Origin of the sequence: Mesorhizobium sp. M0772, from assembly GCF_040320135.1 — a bacterium.
In the GTDB taxonomy this organism is placed as follows: domain Bacteria; phylum Pseudomonadota; class Alphaproteobacteria; order Rhizobiales; family Rhizobiaceae; genus Mesorhizobium.
This window is the reverse complement of the sequence record NZ_JAMYPB010000011.1, coordinates 1-25936: the sequence shown is the minus strand read 5'-3', so window position 1 is coordinate 25936 and position 25936 is coordinate 1. Positions and strand designations below refer to the sequence as shown.

The 25936-nt window shown below is 60.1% G+C and carries 26 protein-coding genes; 17 read left to right on the top strand and 9 right to left on the bottom strand.

The features are described from left to right. Positions 1-55: 55 nt before the first annotated feature. Complete coding sequence (locus NKI06_RS10095; RefSeq protein ID WP_352985114.1) at positions 56-325, top strand: hypothetical protein; 270 nt, start codon at positions 56-58, stop codon at positions 323-325. Positions 326-405: 80 nt separating this feature from the next. On the opposite strand, the gene NKI06_RS10090 is transcribed toward NKI06_RS10095, so the two are convergent. After that, positions 406-876: a cupin domain-containing protein gene (locus NKI06_RS10090; RefSeq protein ID WP_352985112.1), complete on the bottom strand. Its 471-nt coding sequence runs from the start codon at positions 874-876 to the stop codon at positions 406-408. 64 nt (positions 877-940) lie between these two features. On the opposite strand from NKI06_RS10090, the gene NKI06_RS10085 reads away from it, so the two are divergent. Beyond that, positions 941-1396 (top strand): MarR family winged helix-turn-helix transcriptional regulator, encoded by a 456-nt coding sequence (locus tag NKI06_RS10085; protein ID WP_352985110.1) that lies wholly within the window; start codon positions 941-943, stop codon positions 1394-1396. Between the two features lie 2 nt (positions 1397-1398). On the opposite strand, the gene NKI06_RS10080 is transcribed toward NKI06_RS10085, so the two are convergent. The 3 genes from NKI06_RS10080 to bluB all read right to left on the bottom strand — a co-directional run bounded on the left by NKI06_RS10080 (position 1399) and on the right by bluB (position 3673). Next, positions 1399-2010, bottom strand: a complete 612-nt coding sequence (locus tag NKI06_RS10080) for a class I SAM-dependent methyltransferase (RefSeq protein WP_352985109.1) — start codon at positions 2008-2010, stop codon at positions 1399-1401. A 133-nt stretch (positions 2011-2143) separates the two neighbouring features. Beyond that, a complete protein-coding gene (ndk, locus tag NKI06_RS10075; RefSeq protein ID WP_023701900.1) occupies positions 2144-2566 on the bottom strand; it encodes a nucleoside-diphosphate kinase in 423 nt (140 codons plus the stop codon). Between the two features lie 471 nt (positions 2567-3037). Next, complete coding sequence (gene bluB / locus NKI06_RS10070) at positions 3038-3673, bottom strand: 5,6-dimethylbenzimidazole synthase (protein WP_352462883.1); 636 nt, start codon at positions 3671-3673, stop codon at positions 3038-3040. Between the two features lie 283 nt (positions 3674-3956). Between bluB and NKI06_RS10065 the strand changes: the two genes are divergently transcribed. From NKI06_RS10065 to NKI06_RS10035, 7 genes are all read left to right on the top strand, one after another. Then, complete coding sequence (locus NKI06_RS10065) at positions 3957-4469, top strand: DinB family protein (protein WP_023673440.1); 513 nt, start codon at positions 3957-3959, stop codon at positions 4467-4469. Positions 4470-4916: 447 nt separating this feature from the next. Then, positions 4917-5576, top strand: a complete 660-nt coding sequence (locus NKI06_RS10060; protein WP_023684735.1) for a hypothetical protein — start codon at positions 4917-4919, stop codon at positions 5574-5576. Positions 5577-5969: 393 nt separating this feature from the next. After that, complete coding sequence (locus NKI06_RS10055) at positions 5970-6755, top strand: GGDEF domain-containing protein (RefSeq protein ID WP_352985107.1); 786 nt, start codon at positions 5970-5972, stop codon at positions 6753-6755. A gap of 421 nt (positions 6756-7176) precedes the next feature. After that, positions 7177-8598 (top strand): MBOAT family O-acyltransferase, encoded by a 1422-nt coding sequence (locus NKI06_RS10050; protein ID WP_352985106.1) that lies wholly within the window; start codon positions 7177-7179, stop codon positions 8596-8598. Then, on the top strand, positions 8598-10109 hold the full coding sequence (locus NKI06_RS10045; protein ID WP_023754711.1) for an alginate O-acetyltransferase AlgX-related protein: 1512 nt from the start codon (positions 8598-8600) through the stop codon (positions 10107-10109). Before NKI06_RS10050 ends, NKI06_RS10045 begins: the two co-directional genes overlap by 1 nt. A 42-nt stretch (positions 10110-10151) precedes the next feature. After that, complete coding sequence (locus NKI06_RS10040) at positions 10152-10901, top strand: class I SAM-dependent methyltransferase (RefSeq protein ID WP_352985104.1); 750 nt, start codon at positions 10152-10154, stop codon at positions 10899-10901. 59 nt (positions 10902-10960) lie between these two features. Continuing rightward, complete coding sequence (locus tag NKI06_RS10035) at positions 10961-11632, top strand: class I SAM-dependent methyltransferase (protein ID WP_023754709.1); 672 nt, start codon at positions 10961-10963, stop codon at positions 11630-11632. Between the two features lie 44 nt (positions 11633-11676). Here NKI06_RS10035 and NKI06_RS10030 read toward each other — a convergent pair whose 3' ends face one another. After that, a complete protein-coding gene (locus NKI06_RS10030; RefSeq protein WP_352985103.1) occupies positions 11677-14685 on the bottom strand; it encodes a rhamnosyltransferase WsaF family glycosyltransferase in 3009 nt (1002 codons plus the stop codon). A 564-nt stretch (positions 14686-15249) separates the two neighbouring features. Between NKI06_RS10030 and NKI06_RS10025 the strand changes: the two genes are divergently transcribed. After that, positions 15250-16371, top strand: a complete 1122-nt coding sequence (locus NKI06_RS10025; RefSeq protein ID WP_081730968.1) for an acyltransferase family protein — start codon at positions 15250-15252, stop codon at positions 16369-16371. Between the two features lie 253 nt (positions 16372-16624). Beyond that, entirely contained in the window at positions 16625-16789 is a 165-nt protein-coding gene (locus NKI06_RS10020) for a hypothetical protein (protein WP_352985101.1), read from the top strand. 33 nt (positions 16790-16822) lie between these two features. Here NKI06_RS10020 and NKI06_RS10015 read toward each other — a convergent pair whose 3' ends face one another. The 3 genes from NKI06_RS10015 to NKI06_RS10005 form a co-directional block, all read right to left on the bottom strand. Then, a complete protein-coding gene (locus NKI06_RS10015) occupies positions 16823-17125 on the bottom strand; it encodes a DUF982 domain-containing protein (protein ID WP_023684743.1) in 303 nt (100 codons plus the stop codon). Positions 17126-17291: 166 nt separating this feature from the next. Further along, a complete protein-coding gene (locus NKI06_RS10010; RefSeq protein WP_352985099.1) occupies positions 17292-19373 on the bottom strand; it encodes an ATP-dependent helicase in 2082 nt (693 codons plus the stop codon). A gap of 47 nt (positions 19374-19420) precedes the next feature. Then, positions 19421-19588 (bottom strand): hypothetical protein, encoded by a 168-nt coding sequence (locus NKI06_RS10005; RefSeq protein ID WP_352985098.1) that lies wholly within the window; start codon positions 19586-19588, stop codon positions 19421-19423. Between the two features lie 135 nt (positions 19589-19723). Between NKI06_RS10005 and NKI06_RS10000 the strand changes: the two genes are divergently transcribed. Next, complete coding sequence (locus NKI06_RS10000) at positions 19724-19876, top strand: hypothetical protein (protein ID WP_023693936.1); 153 nt, start codon at positions 19724-19726, stop codon at positions 19874-19876. Between the two features lie 240 nt (positions 19877-20116). On the opposite strand, the gene NKI06_RS09995 is transcribed toward NKI06_RS10000, so the two are convergent. Continuing rightward, positions 20117-21085 (bottom strand): LysR substrate-binding domain-containing protein, encoded by a 969-nt coding sequence (locus NKI06_RS09995; protein WP_352985097.1) that lies wholly within the window; start codon positions 21083-21085, stop codon positions 20117-20119. 111 nt (positions 21086-21196) lie between these two features. Between NKI06_RS09995 and NKI06_RS09990 the strand changes: the two genes are divergently transcribed. From NKI06_RS09990 to NKI06_RS09970, 5 genes are all read left to right on the top strand, one after another. Beyond that, positions 21197-22030 carry a hypothetical protein gene (locus tag NKI06_RS09990; RefSeq protein ID WP_023670267.1) on the top strand — a complete coding sequence of 278 codons (834 nt, stop codon included), beginning with the start codon at positions 21197-21199 and terminating at the stop codon, positions 22028-22030. A gap of 43 nt (positions 22031-22073) precedes the next feature. Next, positions 22074-23012, top strand: a complete 939-nt coding sequence (locus tag NKI06_RS09985) for a DMT family transporter (protein WP_502900584.1) — start codon at positions 22074-22076, stop codon at positions 23010-23012. After that, on the top strand, positions 23005-23238 hold the full coding sequence (locus NKI06_RS09980; protein ID WP_352985093.1) for a hypothetical protein: 234 nt from the start codon (positions 23005-23007) through the stop codon (positions 23236-23238). Before NKI06_RS09985 ends, NKI06_RS09980 begins: the two co-directional genes overlap by 8 nt. 167 nt (positions 23239-23405) lie before the next feature. Further along, positions 23406-23852 carry a Ros/MucR family transcriptional regulator gene (locus NKI06_RS09975; RefSeq protein ID WP_023670270.1) on the top strand — a complete coding sequence of 149 codons (447 nt, stop codon included), beginning with the start codon at positions 23406-23408 and terminating at the stop codon, positions 23850-23852. A gap of 135 nt (positions 23853-23987) precedes the next feature. Next, the gene (locus NKI06_RS09970; RefSeq protein ID WP_352985091.1) at positions 23988-25865 is read left to right on the top strand and encodes an ABC-F family ATP-binding cassette domain-containing protein; all 1878 of its coding nucleotides are present in this window, start codon (positions 23988-23990) and stop codon (positions 25863-25865) included. Positions 25866-25936: the final 71 nt, after the last annotated feature.

Below are 25936 nucleotides of genomic sequence, written 5' to 3'. Positions count from 1 at the left end.
TGAAGCGGCCATACCGGCTGCGGTTCGTTCTGGCCTTGACTCAAGAGGAGTCAAGATGAAGACGCACGCACTTATCCTTGCTGCCACTGGCGCAATGCTCATAGGTCTTACCGGCCTTGCGAACGCGGACGACCACCTGTTCAATGCGCTTCAGCATGGCCTCAGCCCGGACAGCCAACCTTTCCATACCAACAAGGCCGGCCATAGTGGCGACCTCGCGCCGGGGCAGGGCAGTCCGTTTGTTGGCGCCGATACCAAAACACCGGCCACCGACATGGAAGCAGCGAACGCCCATGCGAACGTGAAAGAGCGCCAGGCGAAGTAGTGCACGACCCGCCGCGAGGGGCGGCGGGATTCCTCGTCTATCCGATAGGCCGCGCTGGGCGTTGACCAACCTGGAGACGGTCAGCCCTGCGGCGGTGCCGGCGTCAGGCCGAACCGGCGCATCAGGTCCATGAGCCTGGCGCGGTCGGGCGGGCCACCGGTGCTGAAGATGGCGAAGGCCTCGCGGAAATACTCAGGCCCGATCGCTGCCGGCGTCACCACGCAGAGCACCTTGGCGGTCTCAGCGGTGTCGTTGTCGAAGCGGTGAACGGCGCCCCGCGGAATACACAGCGCCTGACCGGGCCCGATATCGTGCTGGTGTCCGTCGACGGTCAGCGTCAGCACGCCTTCGATCCCATACATGGTTTCCTCGTAGTGGTCGTGGCTGTGCGCCGGGGCGAGCAGGCGCTGCGAACCGGGGACCGTCAGTTCGAAGGCGGCGATGCTGCCGTTCGATTGGTCGCCGGTCAGCAGGAAGCGCACGGTCAGGCCGCCATGGCTGATTGTTTCGTCAGCGGGATTGACGCTGATCTGGCTGGCTTTGTCTAGCATTTCATCCTCCCATGTGGTAAATCGAGTTTACCGATTTAAGTAAACTCAATTTACCAAGGTGTCAATGCCGTCCTCCACCGAAGATCCGCCGAAGAAGCCGCCGCTGATCGGTGCGTTGCTGCGCGTGCCGGCGTTGGCCATTCATCGCAAGCTGATCAGGGAACTCAGAGCATCGGGTTTCGACGATCTCAGCCCGCCGCATATGGCGGTAATCCAATATCCCGGCCCGGACGGCTACCGGCCGAGCGCGCTTGCAGAGCGCGCCGCGATGAGCAAGCAGGCCATGAACCAGCTGCTGAAGACGCTGGAAGCGACGGGCTACATCACCCGCTCGGCGGCACCCGATGAGAGCGGCGGGACGGTCGTCCACTTCACCGACCGCGGGCGCGCCGCCTACCAGAAGATGACCGACATCCTGCTCGACGTCGAACGCGAATGGGCCGAGGAGCTGGGGCAGAAGCGCTTCACCGAGCTGAAAGCGCTGCTCGGCGATCTCTGGGACACGCCGCTCATTGGTTGAGCTCAGACCGGCTTCGCCTTCTCGAACATCGCCCCATAGTGATAGGGCGGCACCTCGACCAGTTTAACAAGCTTCAGGCCGCCGGCTTCGGCATCCGCGATGGTCTGTTGCGGTGACAACCTGAGTTCGGTTCGCGGGCCACGCGGCTCGCCCAGCACTGTCGTCGTCTCGCGAGGCTGCCGGTGCCAGTTGACGATCGCAAAATGTCCGCCGGGGACGAGTGCTTCGCGCACGGCACGTACCAGCCGCGGCCGGTCTGGCACGCCGTGGAAGGCGTTGGCCAGGAAGACGAAGTCGACGGGCCGGGACACGAGACTCGCGAGTTCGTAGGCGTCGCCGGCGACGAATTCGCAATTGGTCGCGCCGGCGCCGATCAGACGTCGTTGCGCGGCCTCCAGCAGGTCGGCGTCGATATCGTTGGCGATGACACGGCGGGCGACCGTGGCGATCGGCAGCGTAAACCAGCCGTCGCCGCAGCAGAGGTCGACCACCTCCATGCCCGGCTTCAGCCCGGTTGCCGCAAGCACGCCGGCGGGATCAGGCCACAGCGCCTCCCACCAGCCGCTCGACGGCATCTCGGTGCCCTGGAAGAAACCGGGGATGGCGCTGGTCATGGTCGGGTCGGTTCCGCTGGTGCCTGGGCCGACTTTAGCTGAGACCGATCTTCGCGGGGAGTGCAGGGAGGTCCGACGCCAAGAAAAAGGCCGGCGAAGTGCCGGCCTCTTGCATACATTGGTTCGCGTCGGCTCAGCCGACGATCTCGGTGTCGGAGAACCAGTACTTGATCTCCTGCGCGGCGGTTTCCGGCGCGTCGGAGCCGTGCACGGAATTCTCGCCGATCGACAGCGCGTGCACCTTGCGGATGGTGCCTTCGGCGGCGTTGGCGGGGTTGGTCGCGCCCATAACTTCGCGGTTCCTGGCAATGGCGTTTTCGCCTTCCAGCACCTGCACGATGGTCGGCGCCGACGACATGAATTCCACCAGTTCGCCGAAGAACGGACGATCCTTGTGGACGGCGTAAAAGCCTTCGGCCTCGCGGCGGCTCATCCATACCCGACGTGAGGCAATGACGCGCAGGCCGGCCTCTTCCAGCATCCTGGTGATGGCGCCGGTAAGATTGCGCCGGGTCGCGTCCGGCTTGATCATGGAAAAGGTGCGTTCGAGCGCCATGGGGTCGTCCTTGTCTTGAGATGGAAAGTCTTGAGATCGGAATGTGGAGTGGCGGGCTCTATACAAGCCGCCCGGCCCATTGCCAAGGGGACGCGCCCCGGCAGCGTTATTCGGCCGCGACCGCCCGCATGGCTGTTCGCAACGCTCTGGTCAAAGGCAAGGCTTGCGGGAAAATGGTGATTGCGCAGGCACGCACGGTTTCGAACGGAAATCAGCGGAACGGAAAGACATCGGACCATGTTTGACGGGACGCGCTGGCCCCACCTCCACCTCAGACCGGGCGACATAAAAGGGAGCCTTTGGATTATCGGCATCTTGGCTGCCGTGGGCCTTGTTCTGCTGCTCTTTTCGGGTCGCCGCACAGATACGAATTTCGGTTTCGGGCCTGGATGGCAGTGCACTCCGATGCCGAAGGGCGACCCGATCTGCGTCAAGCTCATCGCCAAGGAAGAGACGAAGTGATGGGCAGCTTTACCGCCTGATCACCACCGGCTGCCGCCGCCGCTCCCAGCCTTCGCGTTCCAGTGTCGGCAGATCATGCTCCTCGCTGGCATAGCCGAGGCAGAAATAGCCGATCAGCGTCCACTCAGGCGGGGTGTCCAGGATTGCGGCCATCTCGGCGGCGTCGAGGATCGACACCCAGCCCATGCCGATGCCTTCCGCCCGCGCCGCCAGCCACAGCGTGTGCACCGCCATGACGGCCGAATAGTCGATGGTTGCCGGCATCGTCATGCGGCCGAGCCCATGGCCCTGTTGCGTCGTGCGGTCGGCGAAAACCGCGAACTGGCAGGGCGCTTCATTGAGACCGGCGAGCTTCAGCCGGGCATAGAGAGCGGCGCGCTCGCCTGAAAAGCATTCAAGAGCTTCGGCATTGCACCGCTCGAAACAGTCTCTCACCGCGCCCCGCCGCTCGGCGCTCTCGACCACCACGAAGCGCCACGGCTGGCTGAGACCGACGGACGGCGCGATGCTGGCAAGCTCCAGCAGCCGCTCCAGCGTACCCTCGGGCAAAGCCGTCCGCTCGAAGCGCCGCACATCCCGGCGCCAGCGCAGCAGCGTGACCAGCCCGGCGCGAAAATCATCGGTGAAATCGGGGGGTGGTGGCATGGCGATCAGGAGACTTGTGTGGGGAAGAGGCAGTAGGCAGTAGGCAGTAGGCAGTAGGCAGTAGGCAGTAGGCAGTAGGCAGTAGGCAGTACAGCCCTCAGACCCTATTGCCTACTGCCTATTCCCTAAGCTGCGGCCGCCGCCTCGTTCCAGCAAGGCGGGCTGAACGGACGGGTCGCGTCGTGTCCGGCGAGTTCATAGAACAGAATGGTCATTGGCGGCTGCGTCCTCGCGGTCTAATTAGGCGCCTGCGGCTGAAGCGGAACTCGTCGGCGGGAAAAAGATGAAACAGCATTTCATGATGTTCGCGGCCTACAATCAATGGGCCAATGGCCGCATCTACGATGCCGTCGCCGCACTTGACGAAGAAGAGTTCAATCGCGATGTCGGCGCATTTTTCGGCTCGATGATGGGCACGCTCAACCATCTGCTGGCCACCGACCGCATCTGGATGAAACGCTTCACCGGCGAGGGCGACGCGCCGGCAAAGCTCGACGCCATCCTGCACCGCGCATTGCCTGGTCTAAAGCTGGCGCGTGAGGCCGAGGACAGGCGGATCGTCGACTGGGTCGGCGGTTTGACCGAAAAGGCTTTGTCCGGCCGCTTCTCCTACATGACCGTTTCCGACATGCGCACCGTCTCGCAGCGGCTGGCGCCGGCGCTGGGACACGTCTTCAACCACCAGACCCATCACCGCGGCCAGGCGCATACCATCCTGACCATTCTCGGCCGGCCTTCGGTGCAGCTCGACCTGGCGTTTTTCCAACGCACCGACGAAGGCCGCGCCTACGCCTGATCTCCTGACCGCGCTTCCCGTTTAAACGCACGGGAGCGTTAACCGGTGCATTTGCGCGGCCGTCGATGCCCGGCACCAGCTCTGGATCCAAGCCGGGTTTGAGGACCCTGTCGGCACAACGCTGCCCGGTGACTGGGCCAGATGGCTGGGCTGTCAGTGGCCCGCCTTTTGTGGGCCTTCGGCTCCAGGCCGCCGCAGCCACAACCCGCTCCAACTCCGGTGGAATTTCTGTCGAGAGAATTAAACAGAGTTTAAATATTGAAGCAAAAACATATTTTTTTTTAGCAGATCAATGCACGCCTTGAGAACTACAATCCTTATTCTTGGAAAAAATAAAGAAACTATAAGGAAGACTCGTGCGTAGCTGTGAGTGCATAAGCATATTGTCTGCTTTGGTTTGCTGGCATGTTGCAATGCACAAAGCAGAACGGCAACAAGGAGAGTGTCATGGTTAATATCACTCAAAAAATCGCTAGAACACTGGCGGCGGGTGCAATTATCGTCATTTTTGCCGCTCCCGCGAATGCAGGCGGCGGAATTGGCGTCGGTGTCGGCGCATCTATCGGCGGTGCTGGCGGCATCAATGCCGGTGTTGGCGCTTCGATCGGCGGCAGCGGCGGGGTCAAGGCCGGTGCCGGCGCTTCGGTTGGCGGCAGCGGCGGTATCAAGGCGGGTGCTGGCGCTACGGTCGGCGGCAATAGCGGCGTTACTGCGGGCCTCGGCGCCTCAGTCGGCGGTAGCAGCGGCATCAAGGCCGGCGCTGGCGCGACGGTCGGCGGAGCCGGTGGCATCAAGGCCGGTGTTGGGGCCACGGTCGGCGGCAGCGGAGGTATCAATGCCGGTGTCGGCGTCAACGTCGGCAGCGGCATCAACGTCGGTGTCGGCGTCGGCATTGGCGGAACGCCGGGCACGCCCGGTACGCCCGGTACCCCCGGCACTCCAGGAACTCCTGGAACACCAGGCACCCCTGGGACACCCGGTGTCGTCGCCAGCATGTCGAACAGCCAGCTGACACGTATGAAGAAGCGCTGCGTCGATGTGCTCGCCAGCGAGGGCACCTACGACAGCGATCTGCGGCAGCTATGCCTTATGATCTCGCGTCGCTGAGACAGGTTTCGCCGGGAGTGTCGAGCCAGCCGTGAGGCTTTACGGCACTCTCCTACCGCATGGCCCAGACTTCCCGAGGGACATGCGCTGACGAGAAGCCTCCGGCCAGTCGGAAAGCCCGCCGCGCAAGTGGCGGGCTTTTTGTCGCCACTCACAAGGCAACCGATCGCGCCTTTCGATTGCCGGAGCGTTTTATCGTTTAACGGAAACGGTGAAACGCGCTATCCCTTTGTCTTGGTAATTCTCAGGGAAAGCGCCCACGCGCTTCTCCCGGGAAAGCTGCTCACACTTTCCTGGAATTGTTCTGGTTAACCACATTCGAATTGCAGGTAAGATTTTAGGGTTTCATTTGTGTTCCCGCTGCAAAATGGCGAACACAGTGGGAGAAATGGCATGCGGGTCGATCTGTCGCCCACGAGCTGGGGCAGGGTCATAGCAGTCACGGTTGTCGGCACGGCGATCTGTATCGCGGCGGCCTTCCTTGTCGATTCCTACAATTTTCCGTCGCTGTCGCCCGATGCGCTGCGCTGGGCAATGCTCACCGACCTGTTGCTGCCGCTCGTGCTGGGTGGGTCGTTCTTCTCTTTCCTTATGTACAAGATGCGCCAGCTGGCGATCGCCCAGAAGAATCTGAGCATTGTCGCGGCGACCGACAGCCTGACCGCGGTGTTCAACCGCGGCGCGTTTTCGATGCTGGTCGAGGCCTATCTCGAACAGGCGCGCAGCCAGGCCGTCGTCGATGCCGGCGCCCTGCTGATCGTCGACGCCGATCATTTCAAGACTATCAACGATCGATTGGGCCACGATTGCGGCGATCAAGCGCTCAAGCTGATCGCGCAGACGATCAAGGCTCAGCTGCGCGGCGCCGACATCGTTGGACGCATCGGCGGCGAGGAGTTCGCCATCTTCCTGCCTGGCGCCGACCCGTCGCAGTCCTGGCTGGTTGCTGAGGGGATCCGGCGGCGCATCCGCGAGGTCGAGTTTGCCCCGGATGGACGGCCCTGTCAGCTCTCGGTGAGCATCGGTGGCGTCGCCTTCAGCGGACCCACCACCTATGCCGACATGTTCCTGACGGCCGACCGGCACCTCTACAAGGCCAAGTCCAACGGCCGCGACCAGGTCAGTTTCGAAACGACCGGGCCGCGCAGCCTGCTGGCCGGTGATCCGACGTTGCATTGAGGGCTGGGACCGGTGCGCCGACAGCTCGGCGTAGCGCCTTAGAGCAATTCCAAGAAAAGTGTGTGTTCCCAGGAAAGCGCTTAGCGCTTTCCTTCGGAATTGCGTCAGAACAAGAGATAGAGTGTTTCGCCGTTTCCCTAAACGATGAAACGCTCTAGCGGCTTGGGCGCGTTATCAACAACCTGTGCATAGAGATAAGCATTTACAGATCAGGCGAGGCGTCTACTATCTCAGCAGGGATGATTCAGAGAGAATTGCCGAATGCTCATTCATTTTGTCGATATTTTCGCCATTGGGACATGTTTTTGTATTTTGGCCGATCCTTGCGCTCTATATTCGATATAGATGGTGAGGTCTTGGGTGGCAAATTTGGCTCTTAGAGCTGAGGTGGTCACCGAGCGTGGGCGTGGTTGGAGGCAGGATGGTATTTTCGGCAAGTAATTTTCTTTTCTTCTTCCTGCCTATCGCACTTGCCATAGCTCTTTTTGCCAAGCCCTCTGCCTTTCGGCCAAGCCTGCTCGTTCTGAGCCTGGCATTCTACTACTGGTCGTCAGGGTCCTATGTAATCATACTCATTGCGGATGTAGTCATCGCCTATTTCGGCGCGCTGGCTGTCGACCTTTGCAAAAGCGCGAGATTGAGAAATGCAGTTGTCGGGGCGGCAATCGTGCTGCTGGTCGGCATTCTCGTGTTCTTCAAATATCTCGACTTCATAGCGGTGAACGTTGACCTCACTTCAGGCAGCAATCTGTCGGCGACATTCGCCGGCATAATCCTCCCGATCGGCATATCCTTTTTTACCTTTCAGGCATTGTCTTACCTGATCGACGTCTACCGTCGTGAAATTCCTGCAGAGCGCAATGTCGTGCTCTTCAGTACGTACTTCACATTTTTTCCGCACCTGATTGCCGGCCCGATTGTGCGGTTCCGGGACGTCGTGGATGATTTTCGAGCGCCGAGAATATCTCTCGAGAACTTCTCCACCGGGGCCACCCGCTTCGCTCACGGCCTGGTGAAAAAGGTGATCATAGCCGATGGCATTGCGCCGATCCCCGATGCCATTTTCGCCGCACCCCACGACACCATAGGTTTTGCCACGGCATGGCTGGCGGCCGCGACGTATGGCATCCAGTTGTATTTCGACTTCTCCGGTTATTCCGACATGGCCATCGGGCTTGCCCGCATGTTCGGCATCCGCTTTGCCGAGAATTTTCAGAGGCCCTACGCCAGCCGTTCGATCACCGAATTCTGGCGACGCTGGCACATCTCGCTTTCAAGCTGGTTTCGCGACTATCTCTACATCCCGCTGGGAGGAAGCCGGCATGGCAGGATCGCGACCTATCGAAACCTGTTGATCGTCTTCGCGGTAACCGGCCTCTGGCATGGCGCCTCCTGGACGTTTTTCTGCTGGGGTATGTTCCACGGGCTTTTCATCCTGGTCGAGCGCGTGGCCACCGGCACTTGGCCGAAAGTGCTGGAGAAGGGGTGGCTGCGATATGCCTATTTCCTGCCGGTCGTGACGCTGAGCTGGCCGCTGTTCCGCTCGACGTCGCTTGAACAGGCAATGTCTTTGTGGAAGGCGATGGCTTCGCCCGTCGCCGCTGGTGCATTCAGCCTCGATGCGGCTGCGCCGATAGCCACGACCAGCCTGATCGCCCTTGTGGCCGGTGCGGCAATTTACGTTTTGCCCGGCCGGCTTTCGTTCGGCCAGTTGCTGACAAGCGAGACCAGAGGCGATAAGCTGTATGTCGCCGGCGCCTGCTACACGGTTGTTGCCCTGATGGTATGTCAGGTGTTGGCGCTGAGCGGTGGCTACACTCCGTTCCTGTATTTCCAATTCTGATGAAAACAGCCAGAAAAATATGCAGCGCAATAGTCACCGCAGCCTTCGTGGTCATCATCGCGTCGCCGCTGTTGGTGCTGGCTGTTCGCGGCGCCGTTGAACCTTATGGCCGAATACCGTTCACCGCATTTCCGCCGGTAGAAGCTCTGTCCACCAGTTCGAGCGGTGCGTTCGATCAACTGGCTTCAGCTCTTCTTGAACGCTCGCAACTGAAGAAAACGGCCATTACCGTTCGAAACACCGCCTTGCTGAGAATTGTGCGCCAGTATGACCATAACAATGTAGCCAGCGGAAAGGACGGCTGGCTGTTCTGGAAGGACGACTGGTTCGGGGGGGAATGTCAAAAGCAATATGATGTGGAAATGGCCGTGTCCCGCATTGGCGCCATGCTTGATGTCGCCAAGGCCTCGGGAATTGATATGTATTTTGCAATAGCGCCCGATAAATCCACACTTTATCCGGAATTTCTGGACCCTCATTTCAAAAAGATCTGGGGCTGCAAACAGCAAAGTGCCGAACTTTTGCGATCGGCGATTAGGGTCGAGGCGCCCCAGATCGTCGATCACCTTACCGCGCTGCGGAGCGAAAAGGGCAATCCCGCCGGCAACATTCTGTATGGCAAGGCGGACACCCACTGGACCAACTTTGGTGCGGCCATAGCCTTCCGCCAATTGCTCGCGGCGATGTTTCGGGACACCAGGGCGATGTCGCCACCTGCACTAACCGGAAAATTGGCCCAGCCTCCAGCCGATATGGAAACGACAATGCTGCTGGTTGGCAATGGCTACCCGGAAAGCGAGATCGACATTCCTGCGGAAAAAAAGGCACTGGCTTCAGTCGCAGAATTCGACCAGGCGAAGTCCACCCTCGTTTTGCACGATTCGTTCTACAATAAAGTAATCGGGTTGACGGACCCGTTCCGGCACGGCGCCGAATTGAATTTCGATGCCGATCCCCAAGAGATCACCAAAGCGGTGCAGGCCAGCGACCGCTTGGTGGTAAGCCGCGTCGAGCGAGCGGTCGTCAATTCTGTGTTGAACTTTCCTCTTTCTTGGCCGAACACGCTGGGCAAGGCCCTCGTCGCACGTGATGAACTGGCGGCCAGGGAATGCAGGGATTTTGCGCCCGCATCCGGTTCGCCGAGGCTCCAAGCTATGGCTGCGGACGCAAACGGTTATCTCACCACCGCCCCCGATCCCCAAATGGTCGCCACCGTGCCCGTCTCTGGCGGCGTTGGAAAGATCCCCTGCATACGACTGCGGTTGACATTGAAAGTCCCCGATACATTCGAAATCTTTTTTTCACCCCACTCCGGCCAGGACGGAGCTTTTGTGGCTGGTCGCTCGATTCAAGTGCCGCTCGACGTTGGCGACCACACGATTGCGCTGGTTCTTCCCGACTATCTGGCTGGGCGTTCCATTCGTATCGACCCAGGCGATTCCGGCCAGCAAACGACCCTCAGGGATGTAGAGTTTGGCTGGCGCGCCGCTCATGATGAGGCGGCCAAATGAAGCCAGCAAACACTCGTGAAACAGAATAGCGGAAAGGGTGACATGGCAACCTTAGCTGTTGGAGAATTCGAATCGACGGCGAAGCGATTTGCGGAGGCCTATGGGGTAAGCCCAGCGCTTCACTCCGAAGATCTGATGTTGGCGCATTTCCTGAAATTGAACGCCGAAACCGGTCTGCAATTCTACTTCAAGGGCGGCCTGGCTGACGCGGAACAACTGATGCGGACAATCGGGAGCCTCGGCGCCGATTCGAGCAATCCGAGGGTTCTCGAATTCGCCGCCGGCTATGGGCGGGTCACCCGCCATCTACGGAAATTATGCGACCTGACGGTCAGTGATATCCATCCTGAAGCGGTGGAGTTCGTGAGAAAACATTTCGGATGCCCGGCCTTCCTGTCGTCGAAAGATCCTGAGCACCTCGATATCCCCGGACAGTTCGATGTCATCGCCGTAATTTCGCTTTTTTCCCATCTTCCGAATCGCACTTTTGGCAGATGGCTTTCGGCGCTCTACTCGCTGCTGGCGCCAGGCGGTTATCTGATCTTCACGACCATCGGCGAATCCGCCCGCGCCATCAATCCGCATATCCCGACACCTGGCCCTGATGGCATCGCATTCGAGGCTGAATCGGAACAAATTGACCTCGACAAGCAGGATTACGGCAGTTCGACCGTTCATCCGCAATATGTCGGCTTTCAGATCGGCCGGCTGCCGGGATCGCGGTTGATATCCTACGAAGCCGGCGCATGGTGGAAATACCAGGACCAATACATCGTGCAAAAATCTGCCTAGAGGCAACGACGACTGGAAGTTGCTTTTGTCGCTCAATCCAAAAACAAAGACGAAGAGCCATGGCTGAATATCATTTTGTTGAGAACTATGAGCGCCACGTTGCCGATCTTCTGGCGAAATACCCGCTTGACGAGGCGATGAGCCTCGCTGTTGGAGGCAACTACGAAGGCATCGGCAAGATTGCCGCGGATGTTCTGGCCTATGCCGGCATTCGAGATGGAGATGCCGTGTTCGACTTTGGCTGTGGCAGCGGAAGAGTGGCTCACGCCCTGGCCAAGAGGGTTAATATCAGCCGCTATCTGGGAACCGATATCGTCCAATCCATGCTCGACTACGCGAAAACCAAAACACCCAAGCACTTCGAATATAGACTGCACCGGCAATTGAGCTTTCCGTGCGGCGATGGTGAATTTGACGTGGTGTACGCCTTCAGCGTTTTCACGCATCTATTGCAGACAGAATGCTATACGTATCTTTTGGAAGTATCCCGCGCGCTGAAGCCGGGTGGCACGGCGGTCATATCGTTTCTTGAACTGGCTGAGCCCACTCAATGGCCGGTCTTTGAAGGATCGCTGGGGGTGTACTACCTCAACACATTCATCGAGCGTAACCAGTGGGAAGTGTGGGCCGGACACGCCAACCTGTCGATCAAGGAGTTCGTCGATGGCCCGAAAGCGCCATGGGGTGGAGCTTCTCTTGGGCAATCGGTCATGATCATGAAAAAACCTTGACGGGCCGGTCGCGCCCTAACAAGATTTTGTTCTTCAAACCCTTACTACCCGCGGGCCGAGCCCGCGGCTAGGCGACGCGCTTTAAACGCCGGCGCCCGAATGCTGTGCGTCCCTTTTCGAGGCGAATGGATCGCGACGGGAAGGATCGGCGCATCAGACAGAAAGTCGACGATCTTTTTCATCGTCGCCTGGGAGAAGGCGTCGTTCCAGTCGGTCGGCCAATCGAAGCGCGAGCCTTGCAGCCGCTTATCGTATTGATCGACGCGCGAGATGGCGTCCTTGAGCCCGGCGACAACGCCCTCCAGCGTCGGCTCCACAGCGATCAGGTTGGTCGAGATATCCCGCAGGCTCTTAGCCGTCTTGTTCTCGAACGTGTTGGTCACGGTCCACATACCGGCCGAAGCCATTTCCAGCGGCACCAGGCTGGGATGCGGCGTCAGCATCAGCGAGAGGCCGACATCATGGTGCGGTAGCCGTTCGGTATAGGTCTGCAAATCGGTCTTCGGCAGCATCTCCATGACCACATTTTTCGCCAGCCTGATCTTGCTGGCGCCGCCGATCGAGCCCATCCCGTAGCACTTCCACTTGTCTGCGTCGAAACCCGGGGAACGGGCCAGCTCGGCAAGCGCCATTATGCCGAGTTCGAACATATTGCGCGCGGCATGTGCTTCCGGGCGGGCGTAGAAAAGAATCCGCCGCTCGCGATCGCGCATGTCGTCTATCGACGGTTTGAATTTTTGGATGGCGTTGCGGAACACAGCGTGGTTTTCCTTCGCACCCGGTTGCGAGAACACGCCGATCTTGTTCAGCTTGAAAAAGTCGCGCAGCAAGGGTGTCGAGAAAAGCTGGAACTGCGGGAAGCGGTAGGATTGCTGGAACAGTGCGGCAATCGTGTTCATGGGTAGGAAATAGGGTTCATATTCCTGGACCATGAACATGAAACGGTCCTGTCCCAGTTTCCGGCTGGCGTGGTGCGCGACATGGGCCGCCCAGCCATTGGTGGCAATGAAGCGATCATTGGGATTAACGAACAATTCGTCATCGCGATCATACCGATGTTCGATTTCGATCTCGTCAAACAATTGTTCGACGCCGGGATAACCTTTGATGCGCTCGCGAGCGAGCGCCATGTCCAGTTCCGTATGTTCCAACGTCACGATCCGGACGAGAAAACCTTCCCGACGCAGGCGCAGCGCCAGGCTGAACATGCCGATATAGCCTCCGAAAATATATTTGAAATCGATCGTTGCCAGGAGGATGTTGACGCGCTTTGGGTCGCGCTTCGACACCCGCAGCGTCAACGGCTGGATATTGTGAATAATCCAGCTGGCATTTGTATCCGCGACGCTCGGTATCCCTCCGGAGGCCGCAGCTTTTGGCAGAGCGTCGGATCCCGTGGCGATCTTGCGGACATACTGCAAATATTTGGCTTTCTTCAACCGATAGGCAAGATTTCTTGCCCTGACACCTAAGGCCGCGTTCATCATCTGTCCTTCGACGTTCAATGTCGAACGGCGCCGTAGCGCGGCTGAAAACCTCAGAAGGATCACTTCGGCCAAGCTGGTGGTCAGGCGCGACATGCGGTTGACTATTTTGCCCAGCCTTCCCGGCATCCCGGGGTTTCGCAACCGAAGCGTCTCGGCGAATATGGCCTTTTCCAGCGTCCCAACAAAATCTCTGCGTGCCTGGTGCAGCAAAGCTCGACCTGCCTCAACCAAGGCACGCTTGTTTCCGACGCCTTTCAGGAGAAACCCTATTGAATGGGAAACGCCGGCGTAGGGCACGACGACTTGCCCCACCACGTTGGCTCCATGCTGATGATAATCGTACAGAGGCTCGTGGGTGTAGGAAATCCCGCCCGCAACCTGGGCAGTAAGTGCAATCCACTGATCGTGGTAGGCATCCACCAGCCTTTGCGGAAACGGCAGTATCCGGTCGAGAATGTCGCTGCGAAATAGGCTGGCGGCGCCACTCACGCTATTGCCGAGGAATAGCGAAAGAAAATCCGTATATTCGTTTTTGCGATGGCTCCAATACGTGTCGGAGACGACCTCATCGGCGGCCACGATACGACAGTCGCTGAATGCGAGTTTCTTGTTCTCCGGCAAAGCCTGGACGAGCTTGGTTAGTTTGTCCGCACGCCAACGATCATCCTGATCTGCCAGCGCGACGAACTCTGCACCGACCGGTACCAGCGAAAGGCACTCTTCGAAATTCTTGTAGAAACCCTTCCGTTCCCTGTTTCTAACGTAAATAAATCGTTTATCATTCTCTACCAAATCAAGAATATCGCGACGGGAAGAGGAATTTGAGCTGTCATCAGTGATGATGCAGATCCAGTTCTTGTGGTCTTGACCGATGATTGACGCGATCTGTTGCTCCAGAAGTTCCTGTGGCGGATTGTATGCCGCCATGCAGATGGCAATCTTGGGACCAGTGGCCGGCCATTTCACCTTCACCGGTCGCCGGTTGGTCCCAGGTTGGAGCCTGAAGGCGGCAAGAGACTGCTCGATCATGTCTCCGGATTTAAGCTCGGCAAGAAGTCGCAGTTCGCGGGTCTCCGGTTCCGCAATCTCCTCGATCGGCAATATGGTGGTGAATTCGGAGAACAGGCTGCCGCCAGTTGAATCCTGCGCGGGATAGAAGCAGTGCACGACATCGGGCCGAGCCCAGGAATGGTTCTTGATTTCATGCTGCCTGGTTCCGTCCAGGACATAGAGCCGTCTGATCGCGTTGCCGGGACAGAAAGCCCAGCCCTGCAGGTACAGCGCAAGCCCCTTGCCGACGTGAAATGAGCGGCTCGAAGGAACGTCGAGTGCGCACATAAGCTTGGGAAGCTGGCTTGCTTTCTCTTTTGTGAGCGTTTCGTCAATCAGCGCTTTGGAAGATGGTGCATTGACCTTCTCGACGGCGGGATCTTTGCGGAAGTCAAAAAACTGCTGGATACCGAATTGTCCAACCGTCGCGAACAGAGCGCCAATGTTGGGTTTATTCCACCGGTGACTCGGCCTGTTCGACAATACATCTCGTGTATTCACCAAGATTTCACCCATCTGTATGCTGATATTATTTCTTAACTTAGCCCCGTGACATGTTTTTGCAAAAAATAGCGCATCACTTCCCACTCTGCCAAGTAGGTTAGCCGTCAGAGCTTCATTCCACAATATGCATTCAAAGATTATCGGCATGTTTTGTTTCCTGCTTTTAGTAGAACCGCGATATCATCTTAGAAATATAAGAATCTTACAGATATCGTGTCATGCTTATAGAAAAATCTTATTTTACGATTGTAGGGCGAGATGTCGAATCTGCTCATTGATTCCAATTCATCACGAAATTTCGCCTGCTAACCTAAAAATATCGTTTTTTGCGGAAGTAGCCGTGCGGAGCAGCTAAGTGCCACGGCACCTTGCTTTGCCGGTCGGCCGGCCCGAATGCCAGGAACAGTTCGTGGCTCTCGCGCTGTCTAAACTCGCGGAAACAGTTAGCTTCCGGGCTTTTGACATCAGCCTGTGGAGCGATGAAAGGAGTGAATCGACAATCTTAAGAGAGATGATAGGTTAATCAAGAAATGCCCGCAATATGCCAAAGAAAATATCGTTTTTTCTGGGTGAGATATGAATCTTCGCTCGAAATCACTTTCAATACAAGCGTTAAGAGGTATTGCTGCAACTTTAGTTGTTTTTTTGCATATTTGTACGGTCTCATCATTTGGCAAGAACCAATGGGGAGCTACGGCCTACAACTTTTTCTTGCATTTCGGAGCGTTCGGGGTCGACATTTTTTTCGTCGTCAGTGGCGTAATCATCGCAGGTCTCCTGCAGCAGCAGAACGCGGGTCACCCTTTTTATTCCCTGCAATTCCTTATGCGGCGCTTTGTCAGGATCTATCCGATCTATTGGCTTTCCCTCGGCGCGACAATCGTCGTGCTGCTCAGCAGCGGGGGTCTCTATCCCGTCGATTTTTCACAATTGACGCCGAAAACCCTCGGCTTGGTGACGACGAATTTTCTGCATCCGGTCAGTTGGACGCTTTGCTTCGAAATTCAATTTTACCTTGTCGCGGGTTTGGCCATGCTGTTCGGTCGAAGGTCGGGAGCGGTGATCGCTGTCTGGGGCGTAGCCCATATTGTGGCTGTGACTGCAGCAGAGCGCGGCTGGGGTCATGGATTGTATTTTGCCGCCCCTATCACAGTGGAGTTCCTGCCGGGATTGCTGATCGGTTATGTCGCGAGCCGCCGATCGCTGCCATTTCCGAGAGTCTGCATAGTTCTGGGCTGTGTCATTGTGGCTGTAGCCGGTTATTACGCTGGGCCGATGCTCGGGACCACGACCGGCCTGCTTCGCCTCGCCATCTATGGAACGGCTGCGTCGCTGATCGTATGGGGCGCGCTGTCATTGGAGGGCGCCGGCTCGCGCCCAGCCAAGTGGGTCACATTTCTGGGCGATATTTCATACTCGACCTATATGTGGCATTGGCCGACCATGATCGCAGTGTCGCTGTTGTTCGGTGCCTGGTTGAGCCATTCAGCGGGTGTCCTCTCCTACATCGTTACCACAGGCGTTTGTGTCCTGATGGTAAGCTGGGCAAGCTATCGATGGATCGAGCGCCCGTCCACGCGGTGGGCAGGCGGGCTGTTCAAAAGGCCGCCGCGATCCGGGCAGATGGCGGCAAGCTCTCCAGTCGCCGCAGTGCCGCTGCCTGCGCTGTCGGAACGGTTGGCGATTCGCCAAACCTGAGACTTGGTTTGGCCAGGCATGCGGCCCCTGCCGGCAAATGGCAGCAATCCGTGGCCAGCCGCGATTCGTTCATCCCTTGGCATTAATCTCTGGCGAGCCGATCTTCGGCCGCAACGGCCTTTGAAATGGCTGCTGGCGTCACCGCGATTTCATCACTGGCATCATGCCAATGAGCGCGAAGCCTGGGACAAGAATTTCGCCGGGCAGCTGCCTTTGCTCGACATGCTGGGAGGCACATTGTTCATGCCCGAGGATGCCGCAGAAATACGGCACCGATCACCCGGTTCCCTCGCTCTATCATCGGCAGCTTGCCTATCCCTTTGTCGGCAATCAACTCTTTGTCGGCAACACCGAACAGACCGCCCCGCCGGCAAGGCTGGCAGAGGCCTCGCCGACGTCTGCCGGCAAGTCCGAGTGATCTTTTTGCTGGGCAGACCTGGTCCCGGCCGTCTCAGACGGCGTAGCCGCCATAACCGTGTGCGACCGGCTTGACCGAGACGGCCGGCTGGACCGCGGGCCAGAGGATGCCTGCCGTGACCGCAAAGGTGATCAGGGCATCGCGTGCGGCCTCGGTCGAGATTTCGCCGGCGCGTGCCGCCTCGCAGGCCCTCACCGCCGCGCCATAGCTCAGGCGCCGGCGTGACGGCGGAAATTCGGTCAGGAAATCATGCATGTCGAACAGCGAGGCGAGCATGCGTTTGTGGCCGGCGCCAACGCTAACGGCAACCGGGGTGAAGAACATCGCGTCGTGCATTCTGGCCTCTCTGGATGGGCGGAAAGGCGGCGGTCGCCGCTCTCCGATCGCGGGTTGGACGCCAGAAAACGCGGCCGGCGGCCCGAGGTTCCCTGAGAGATGCCATGACAGGACGATTTGCTTCTTGAGGTCGCTCCCCGGCCGGCATCCGCGGTTGCGGCGGCTTCTATTTCCACATGCCGCGCATGCGGGCGCCGAGGTCGACGCGGACTTCAGGTCTGTGGCGCGGATCGTCCTTTGCGTGGACGCTCGCCCAAGAGGTCTGCTCGAAAGCGCCGAGAATCGAGGCCGGGATGAAACGGGTTCGCGAGGCATAGACGTGGCGGTCGCCGCGCGCTGCCTGGCCGTGAGTGAAGAAGCGCTGCGGCGTCACCAGATGCAGGCCGTCCTTGGCCCGCGTCATGGCGACGTAAAGCAGCCGGCGCTCCTCCTCGATCTCTTCCTTGGTGCCGACGCCGAGATCGGCCGGGATGCAGCCATCGACGGTGTTGAGCACGAAGACGTTCTTCCATTCCTGGCCCTTGGCCGAATGAATGGTCGACAGGATCAGATAGTCCTCGTCGCGGTGCGGCGGCCCGGCCTGGTCGCTGGTCGCATCCGGTGGATCCAGCGTCAGCTCGGTCAGGAAGCGCTCGCGCGAAGCATAGCCGGAACCGATCTGCTCGAGCTGCATGAGGTCGGCCCGCCGCGTCGTTGCATCATCGTGCATGCGCTCAAGATGCGGCTCGTACCACAGCCTGACCTGTTCGAGATCGGCCGGCCATTTCCCCGACCGCGCGCGCAGGCCGGAATAAAGCGCAACGAAGGCTGGCCAGTCCTCAGCCGCGCGTTGCGGCGGCCGGTAGCGGGCCAGCCCCATTTCCTCGTCGAGCGATGTCGCCATGGCCTCGACGATGGTGCTCGCCGCCGAAGGGCCGATACCGGGCAGGAGCTGCAGCACGCGGAAGCCGGCGACGCGGTCGCGCGGGTTCTCGGCAAAACGCAGCACCGAAAGCACGTCCTTGACATGGGCGGCGTCGAGGAATTTGAGCCCGCCGAACTTGACGAAGGGGATGTTGCGGCGCGTCAGTTCGATCTCCAGCGGCCCGCTGTGGTGCGAGGCGCGAAACAGCACCGCCTGCGACTTCAGCACCGTGCCGGCCTCGCGCTCGGCAAGGATGGCCTGGCAGACATAGTTCGCCTGCTCCGCCTCGTCGCGCACGCTGACCAGTTTCGGCTTTTGCGAGGATTTGCGCTCCGACCAGAGGTTCTTGGTGAAGCGCTCCGACGCCTCCGAGATGACCGCATTGGCTGCCGCCAAAATAGTCTCGGTCGAGCGGTAATTGCGCTCCAGCATGATGACATCGGCGGCTCGCGCGAATTGTTGCGGGAAATCGAGGATGTTGCGCACTTCCGCGGCGCGAAACGAATAGATCGACTGCGCGTCGTCGCCCACCACCGTCAGTCCGGCGCCGTCCGGCTTCAGCGCCGAAAGGATCGAGGCCTGCAGCCGGTTGGTGTCCTGGTATTCGTCGACCAGCACATGGTCGAAACGGGAGCCGAGATGCGCCGCGATCTCCGGCTCGGCGGCCATCTGCGCCCAGTAGAGCAGGAGGTCGTCGTAATCGAGCACGTTCTGCGCCTGCTTGGCCTCGACATATCGGGCGAACAGAGCCTTCAGTTGTTCGGCCCAGCCGGCACACCACGGAAAGGCCGAACCCAGCACCTCGCCGAGCGGCGCCTGCGCGTTGACCGCGCGCGAATAGATCGCCAGGCAGGTGCCCTTGGTCGGAAAACGGCTTTCGGTCTTCGAGAATCCAAGTTCATGCCGGGCAAGATTCATCAGGTCGGCGGAATCCTCGCGGTCATGGATGGTAAAGGCGGGGTCGAGGCCGATCGTCAGCGCATAGTCACGCAGCAGCCTGGCGCCGATGCCGTGAAACGTACCGGCCCAGCTCAGCGCGTCGGCGATGACGGACGCGTCTCGGCCCAGCACCTCGCCGGCGATGCGTTCGACCCGCCTGGCCATTTCGGTGGCGGCGCGGCGCGAGAATGTCATAAGCAGAATGCGTCTGGGATCAGCCCCCTTGACGATCAGATGCGCAACCCGGTGGGCGAGCGTGTTGGTCTTGCCGGAGCCGGCGCCGGCGATCACCAGCAGCGGCCCGGCGACCTGGCCGTCGCCATGTTCGACGGCGAGCCGCTGCTCGGCGTTGAGCTTCGCCAGATAGGCGGGCTGCAAGGACGAATCATTGATGGCGATGGTCATCGCCTATCAAGCATCGTTTCCGCTTTGTTCGCAACGGGCGGAAGCCCTTATCGCTGTGGCGCGACACCCGTTGCCGCCGACTGGCGCCGCAAGGTGGCGCGTTCGTCGCCAGGCACCGGCAACGGATCGAAATTGTCGGGCACGTCCTTGATGATCTCCTTGGCGATGCGATAGGTCGCGTAAGCGAAAAGGCCGGTAATGAGCAGACGGATCATGGCGCGATCTCCTTTGGGCAACCAACCCCAGAGCCGCCGTTTGGTTCCAGCCGACGCGCGTCGTTTGCGAGCGTGCAACCAAAGCCGAACCACCTCGTTGCCTTACCAAGGAGAGGGCAGACTTAGGAGGTCGCCATGAAGAGGCTTCTGATTCTGTTGGCCGCCAGCTTGGCGCTCGCCGCCTGCGACGGCGACATCCAGCCAACCAAAGCCCCGGTGCTCGATCAAACCCCCCAGACGGATTCGGCGCCAAAGCCGGCGGCCAGCGGCGATCAGCCGGCGCAATGATCGTTTTAGCGGGACGACAACGCTGAAGGTAGCCTTCGGGAGAAGAAGGCCGGCGCCGCTTGGGAGGTGAGCTGATAGCGCCGGCCAGGCGGATATCAGGTCCGCCGCAACAACCGAAGATAGCTGAGTCTCTCGCCTGCGTCATGAGGTGGGCCGCATCGACCTGCTTCATGACGGCGCTTCTGCACAAAACAACTTCGATGTCAGATGGCGTGCGGAACGAAACTCCACGGGAGGACCTCAGGCAATGGCCTTGCGCAGCACCGGGCCGCCGGCAATCCCGGCGTCCAGCTGGCACTGCGTCAGCGCCGCCTCGGCCATGATCCACTGCTTGAACAATTCCACCTTGCGCGTGTACGGCGCGGTGAACGGGCAGACGAAATACCAGCCGGCGGTGTTGGGGTGATGCACGGCAAACGGCGCCACCAGCCGCTCTGCGCGGATCTCGCTCGCCATATAGGCGCGGTTGGCGACTGCAAAGCCCATGCCTGCATTGGCCGCCTCATAGGACATCATGCAGGAATCGAAATAGATGCTCTTGGTCTCGCCGAGCACGGAACTCGCGCCGGCAAAACCCAGCCACGACTGCCAGTTCTGCGTGCAGGTGTCGGAATGCAGCAGCGTGAAATGCCTGAGGTCGTCGGGCGTCACCTGTGACGGCGGCCTGTCGCCGAGAACTTCGTGGAACAGCTTCCTGCTGCACACCGGCGTCAAATCCTCCTTGAACAGCAGGTCCGCCTTGAGGTCGGGAAAGCTGCCGTCGCCATAGCGGATCTCGAGGTCGAACTCGGAGGTGGCGAACTCATTGGTGGCGTAGGAGGTCGAGACCCGCATTTCGATTTCGGGATATTGCCGCTGGAACAGCGGCAGGCGGGCAAACAGCCAGCGCGCCGCGAACGTCGGCAGCACCGAAATCTTCAGCACATGCGCCTGCGACTGTCCGGTCGCCTCCATGCTGGCCGCCACGATGCGCTCCAGCGCCTCGCGAACGCGCGACACATAGGTCTCGCCTTCGGGTGTCAGCGACACCGCATTGCCACCGCGCTGGAAGATCTTGAAGCGCAGCTGGTCCTCGAGGCTTTTGACGCGCTGGCTGACGGCGGAAGCAGTAATAAACTGCTCTTCGCCGGCGCGCGTGAAGTTACGGTGCCGGGCGGCACTTTCGACAATCTTCAGCGAATTGAGGTTGACCTGACTGAGCAGACGCACGCGTTTCGACCTTAAGCTGGGCTTACACTAGCACCAGCATTCCTAATTTTACAGGGGTGGGGAAATTAATCGACAGTTTACCAAGTGATGCCCCCATCCTGGAGAAGTAGAATGAACGCCCATACCATACCTGAACTGCGCTACGCGATGAGCCGAGAAGCCATTATCGGTCATGAGACGGCCTGGAAAGTGTCGGGTTTCGGCGTTGCGCAGTATCTGCATGGCTACGACCCGGCGCTGCTGGCGGCGATCGAAGAGGCGGCGTTGAAGCTCAAGGCCAGCCACGCCGTGCACAAGCACCTCGACCTGACCTTCATCACCGGCGCCGACCGCTTCATCCCGGAGATCAAGGAACTGCTGCATGACAAGCTGCGGCTGGAACGTCTGTCCGACATGATGGGCACCAAGCTCGAGCCCTATCCGCTGTCGATCGTCGGCTCGACCGTCACTTTCATGAATCCCAAGGACGGCGCCGTCGATTGGCATTGCGACGGTGTCCCGGTCACCGAACTCATTCCGCTGTCGATCAGCAATCCGCTGGTCGGCGGCCATCTCGAAATCTACTGCGACGATTCCGAGACCGGCCGCGCCATCCTTGAATCCGGCCGCGAGATTCCGCGCAACCAGGTCATGCGCATCGACCACAAGATGAACTACGCCACACTCGGCCAGTTTCTCGGTGTGCTGCACCGCACCGCGCCGATCCAGCTCGGCTCGCGCGTCACGCTGGTCCTCAACCAGCGCTCTGTGGCCAAGCCCTATGTCGACGACAATCGCATGTTCTATCTCGCAGCCGATAATGATCACGATCGCGAATGGGTCAACGAACTGGCCGAAGACGTCTGGACGAACCAGCTGCCGGCCTATCGGCGCTTCGAGGAAGAACGTCCGGTTGCGGCGGCGGCCGATGCGCCGGTCCCGGGCGGGTCAAGGGAATCATGGTAGCCAGGGCATAGAAGTGGACGCCTGTTTGGCCGTCGGTAACATCATGGTCGGCGATAATGACAAGGCACCGTCTCGGCGATTCCGGGATGGATCGGGCTCGCCATCGGCCCTGGTCTTCGCCGCCGGCGCGGTCGCCCTGTGGTCGACCAACGCGCTGGTCGGCAAATCGCTGCTGGCCAGCCATCCGGTGTCGCTGGTGCAGTTGCTGCAATTTTGTGGAGCGGCTCTGGTGTTCGCCGTCCTCCATCTGGCGAGCCGGAAGGGGGACACGCAAGACGCAGCCTTTGCCAAGGGTGCTGACGGCACCCTGGCGCCGGTCGCGGTCGGCTTTATTGGCCTGGTCGGCACCATGGTGCTGCAATACATCGCCTTTGCCTCCATGCCGGTGATCGAGGCCAATCTCGTCGCCTACACCTGGCCGCTGATGGTCGCGGCGGCGGTCATCGTGCTGGGCAAGCGGCAACGCCCCGTGCTGCTGGGTTTGACTGCCGTGTTCGGCTTTGTCGGCGTGGCGCTGGTGATCTCGGGTGGTCGCGGCCAGCCTTTTCTCCAAGGCAGCATCGTCGGCTATCTCGCTGCATTCGGCTCGGCGCTGTGCATGGCCTTCTATTCGATTGCGGTCGCCCGCCTGGCCACACCGTCGGAGCGTTTGCTTTTGCCTTCGGCATTGGTCGGCGTCGGCCTGACCTTGCTATGGTGTATTCACGACGGCGCAGCCTGGCCATCCAGCGAGCACCTCCTGCTTGGCCTCTATCTCGGCGCCGGCCCGATGGGGCTGGGATATTATTTCTGGTCGCGCGCCTTGAAGCTTGAAGGCGGCGGCAAGGTTGCGGTCATCGCCTATCTGACGCCGATCGCATCGACGCTGCTGCTGACACTTTCGGGCGAAAGGCTGACGCTGACCGCGATAGCCGGTGCGGTCCTCGTCATCGGCAGCTGTATTGCGGTGGGCATAGAACACTCGGAGGCTGAACATGCTTGACGACGATGAACGCCTCGCCAGACAGGAAGCATTCTGGCTGCTCAAGGAGTTCGGCGCCGAGGCGCCGCTCTACGCCGCCAGGAAGGCCGAAAAGGCGATAGAGCAAAAAGATTTCGGCCGGTGCGCCCGCTGGAAGCGCATTCTGGACATACTGGCCGACTCTAAACCTGCGGCGTCCGTGCAGTTGAAATCTGCTGGCGCGAAGTGGGCCGTTTCTAAGTATTAGATTTTCTAATTTGCAACGTTGCAACCTGTTGTGGAAACATCCTCCTGTTCCGATTCTTGATCGTTTATTGAGACTTTAGCGACCCGTTGGGGGGTGCAGCTAGGTCGATACATCAAGAGAAGTCTTAAAAAAAGCCGGCAACTTCATGACCGGCGGGAGAAACAGAATTGCACACCATCGACAGCAAGACCGCTATTGAACTGACTGCTGACATCGTCTCAGCCTATGTCGGCAACAATCCTCTCCCTGCGTCTGGCCTGCCGGATCTGATCGCCAGCGTCAGCGCATCGGTGCGCAAGCTGGGCAGCATTGCCGCCGTGGAAAGCCCCGCGCTGAACCCGGCTGTCAATCCGAAGCGGTCGGTGTTTCCCGACCACATCGTCTGTCTGGAAGATGGCAAGAAATTCAAGTCGCTGAAGCGCCACTTGATGACCGACCATGGTCTCAGCCCGGAGGAATATCGTGGCAAATGGGGCTTGCCGTCGGACTATCCGATGGTGGCGCCGAACTACTCCGCGACCCGTTCGGCACTGGCCAAGTCTTCGGGCCTCGGCCGCAAGCCGGCCGTTCCGGCCGCCGCGGCCAAGGTGACGAAGCGCAAACCTAAAGCCTGAACCAGGCAGCCTCTGAAAAGTCAGTCTGCTGTTTGCAATGGACGGCGCGCTTAAGGCGCGCCGTTTTCATGCCTTACGCCCCCGCCGGCGCCCAGGCCCTTGCGAAGCGCCGCCCTCCCGTGCAAAAGCCCCGGCATGCTTATCATCAACGATCTTTCGCTCCGCATGGCCGGACGCTTGCTTCTCGATCATGCCTCGCTGACCTTGCCGGCCGGCACAAAGGCCGGCCTCGTCGGCCGCAACGGCACCGGCAAGACGACGCTGTTCAAGGCCATCACCGGCGACTTTCCCTCCGAGACCGGCTCGATAAGCCTGCCCAAGAACACCCGCATCGGCCAGGTGGCGCAGGAAGCACCCGGCACCGAGGAGCCGCTGATCGAGATCGTGCTCAAGGCCGATCTCGAGCGCACCGCGCTGCTCGAGGAGGAAAAGACCGCCACCGACGCGCACCGCATTGCCGACATCCATATGCGGCTGGCGGATATCGATGCGCATTCGGCGGAATCCCGCGCGGCCACCATCCTCGCCGGCCTTGGCTTCGACGACGCCGCGCAGCGCCGCCCGGCCTCGTCCTTCTCCGGCGGCTGGCGCATGCGTGTGGCGCTCGCCGCGGTGCTGTTTGCCGAGCCCGACCTTCTGCTGCTCGACGAGCCGACCAACTATCTCGATCTCGAAGGCACGCTTTGGTTGGAAAACTACGTGTCGAAATATCCGCACACGGTGCTTCTGATCTCGCACGATCGCGACCTGCTCAACCGCGCCGTCAATTCCATCGTTCATCTCGACCAGAAGAAGCTGACCTTCTGGCGCGGCGGCTACGACCAGTTCGAGCGCCAGTACACCGAGCAGAAGGAATTGCAGGAGAAGGGCCGCGTCAAGCAGGAAGCCGCGCGCAAACACATGGAGTCCTTCGTCGAACGCTTCCGCGCCAAGGCTTCGAAGGCGAGACAGGCGCAGTCGCGCATCAAGGCGCTGGAGAAGATGAAGCCGATTGCCGCGATCGTGAACGACACGGTGCGGCCGTTCTCTTTCCCCGAACCGGTGAAAACGGTGGCGTCGCCGATCATTGCCTTGAACAACGTCAATGTCGGCTACACCGAGGGCCAGCCGATCCTCAAGAAGATGACGTTGCGCATCGATGCCGACGACCGCATCGCCCTGCTCGGCGCCAACGGCAACGGCAAGTCGACCTTCGCCAAGCTTCTGTCGGGCCGGTTGAAGCAGGAGAGCGGCACCATGACGGTGGCGCCGGGCCTGAAAGTGGCGATCTTCGCCCAGCACCAACTCGACGACCTACGCCCGGATGAAAACGCCTATGAGCATGTCCGCCGGCTGATGCCGGAAGCGCCGGAATCCAAGGTGCGCGGCCGCGTCGCCCAGTTCGGTCTGACCACCGAAAAGATGAACACCGCCGCCAAGGACCTGTCCGGCGGCGAGAAGGCGCGCCTGCTCATGGGCCTGTCGGCCTTCGAGGGTCCAAACCTGTTCATCCTCGACGAACCGACCAACCATTTGGACATCGACAGCCGCGAGTCCTTGATCCATGCGCTGAACGAGTTTCCCGGCGCCGTCATCCTGATCTCGCATGACCGGCATCTGCTGGAAGCGACCGCCGACCGCCTGTGGCTGGTCAAGGATGGTGCGGTCAACCCGTATGACGGCGACCTAGAGGACTACAAGACGCTCGTCACCGGCGTGTCCGGCGATCGACGCGGCAAGCGCGAGGCCGAGAAGGCATCAAAGGCCGATCGCCGCCGCGATGCCGCGGCGCGCCGCGCTGCCTTCGAGCCGCTGGCCAAGGAAATCCGCGCCACCGAAGCGCTGATGGACCGCATCCGCAAACGCATCGACCTGATCGAGGATGAACTCGCCAATCCGGCGGTGTACGAAAAGGATCCGTCGACCGCGACCCGGCTCGCCAAGGAGCGCTCGCAGCTGGCACAGCAGCTTGCCGGTCACGAGGAGAAGTGGCTAACCATGTCGGCCGAGTATGAGGAAGGCACGGTGGAGTGATTACCCTCCCCCGTTGTGGGGAGGGTCGATCCGCGAAGCGGAGCGGGGTGGGGGTCCGCGCCGCGGGGCGG

Excerpts from the sequence above, each read along its gene's own strand:
- NKI06_RS10095 (WP_352985114.1), top strand. The coding sequence starts at position 56 with ATGAAGACGCACGCACTTATCCTTGCTGCCACTGGCGCAATGCTCATA.
- NKI06_RS10090 (WP_352985112.1), bottom strand. The coding sequence starts at position 876 with ATGCTAGACAAAGCCAGCCAGATCAGCGTCAATCCCGCTGACGAAACA.
- NKI06_RS10085 (WP_352985110.1), top strand. The coding sequence starts at position 941 with ATGCCGTCCTCCACCGAAGATCCGCCGAAGAAGCCGCCGCTGATCGGT.
- NKI06_RS10080 (WP_352985109.1), bottom strand. The coding sequence starts at position 2,010 with ATGACCAGCGCCATCCCCGGTTTCTTCCAGGGCACCGAGATGCCGTCG.
- ndk (WP_023701900.1), bottom strand. The coding sequence starts at position 2,566 with ATGGCGCTCGAACGCACCTTTTCCATGATCAAGCCGGACGCGACCCGG.
- bluB (WP_352462883.1), bottom strand. The coding sequence starts at position 3,673 with ATGCCACCACCCCCCGATTTCACCGATGATTTTCGCGCCGGGCTGGTC.
- NKI06_RS10065 (WP_023673440.1), top strand. The coding sequence starts at position 3,957 with ATGAAACAGCATTTCATGATGTTCGCGGCCTACAATCAATGGGCCAAT.
- NKI06_RS10060 (WP_023684735.1), top strand. The coding sequence starts at position 4,917 with ATGGTTAATATCACTCAAAAAATCGCTAGAACACTGGCGGCGGGTGCA.
- NKI06_RS10055 (WP_352985107.1), top strand. The coding sequence starts at position 5,970 with ATGCGGGTCGATCTGTCGCCCACGAGCTGGGGCAGGGTCATAGCAGTC.
- NKI06_RS10050 (WP_352985106.1), top strand. The coding sequence starts at position 7,177 with ATGGTATTTTCGGCAAGTAATTTTCTTTTCTTCTTCCTGCCTATCGCA.
- NKI06_RS10045 (WP_023754711.1), top strand. The coding sequence starts at position 8,598 with ATGAAAACAGCCAGAAAAATATGCAGCGCAATAGTCACCGCAGCCTTC.
- NKI06_RS10040 (WP_352985104.1), top strand. The coding sequence starts at position 10,152 with ATGGCAACCTTAGCTGTTGGAGAATTCGAATCGACGGCGAAGCGATTT.
- NKI06_RS10035 (WP_023754709.1), top strand. The coding sequence starts at position 10,961 with ATGGCTGAATATCATTTTGTTGAGAACTATGAGCGCCACGTTGCCGAT.
- NKI06_RS10030 (WP_352985103.1), bottom strand. The coding sequence starts at position 14,685 with ATGGGTGAAATCTTGGTGAATACACGAGATGTATTGTCGAACAGGCCG.
- NKI06_RS10025 (WP_081730968.1), top strand. The coding sequence starts at position 15,250 with ATGAATCTTCGCTCGAAATCACTTTCAATACAAGCGTTAAGAGGTATT.
- NKI06_RS10020 (WP_352985101.1), top strand. The coding sequence starts at position 16,625 with ATGCCGCAGAAATACGGCACCGATCACCCGGTTCCCTCGCTCTATCAT.
- NKI06_RS10015 (WP_023684743.1), bottom strand. The coding sequence starts at position 17,125 with ATGCACGACGCGATGTTCTTCACCCCGGTTGCCGTTAGCGTTGGCGCC.
- NKI06_RS10010 (WP_352985099.1), bottom strand. The coding sequence starts at position 19,373 with ATGACCATCGCCATCAATGATTCGTCCTTGCAGCCCGCCTATCTGGCG.
- NKI06_RS10005 (WP_352985098.1), bottom strand. The coding sequence starts at position 19,588 with ATGATCCGTCTGCTCATTACCGGCCTTTTCGCTTACGCGACCTATCGC.
- NKI06_RS10000 (WP_023693936.1), top strand. The coding sequence starts at position 19,724 with ATGAAGAGGCTTCTGATTCTGTTGGCCGCCAGCTTGGCGCTCGCCGCC.
- NKI06_RS09990 (WP_023670267.1), top strand. The coding sequence starts at position 21,197 with ATGAACGCCCATACCATACCTGAACTGCGCTACGCGATGAGCCGAGAA.
- NKI06_RS09985 (WP_502900584.1), top strand. The coding sequence starts at position 22,074 with ATGGTCGGCGATAATGACAAGGCACCGTCTCGGCGATTCCGGGATGGA.
- NKI06_RS09980 (WP_352985093.1), top strand. The coding sequence starts at position 23,005 with ATGCTTGACGACGATGAACGCCTCGCCAGACAGGAAGCATTCTGGCTG.
- NKI06_RS09970 (WP_352985091.1), top strand. The coding sequence starts at position 23,988 with ATGCTTATCATCAACGATCTTTCGCTCCGCATGGCCGGACGCTTGCTT.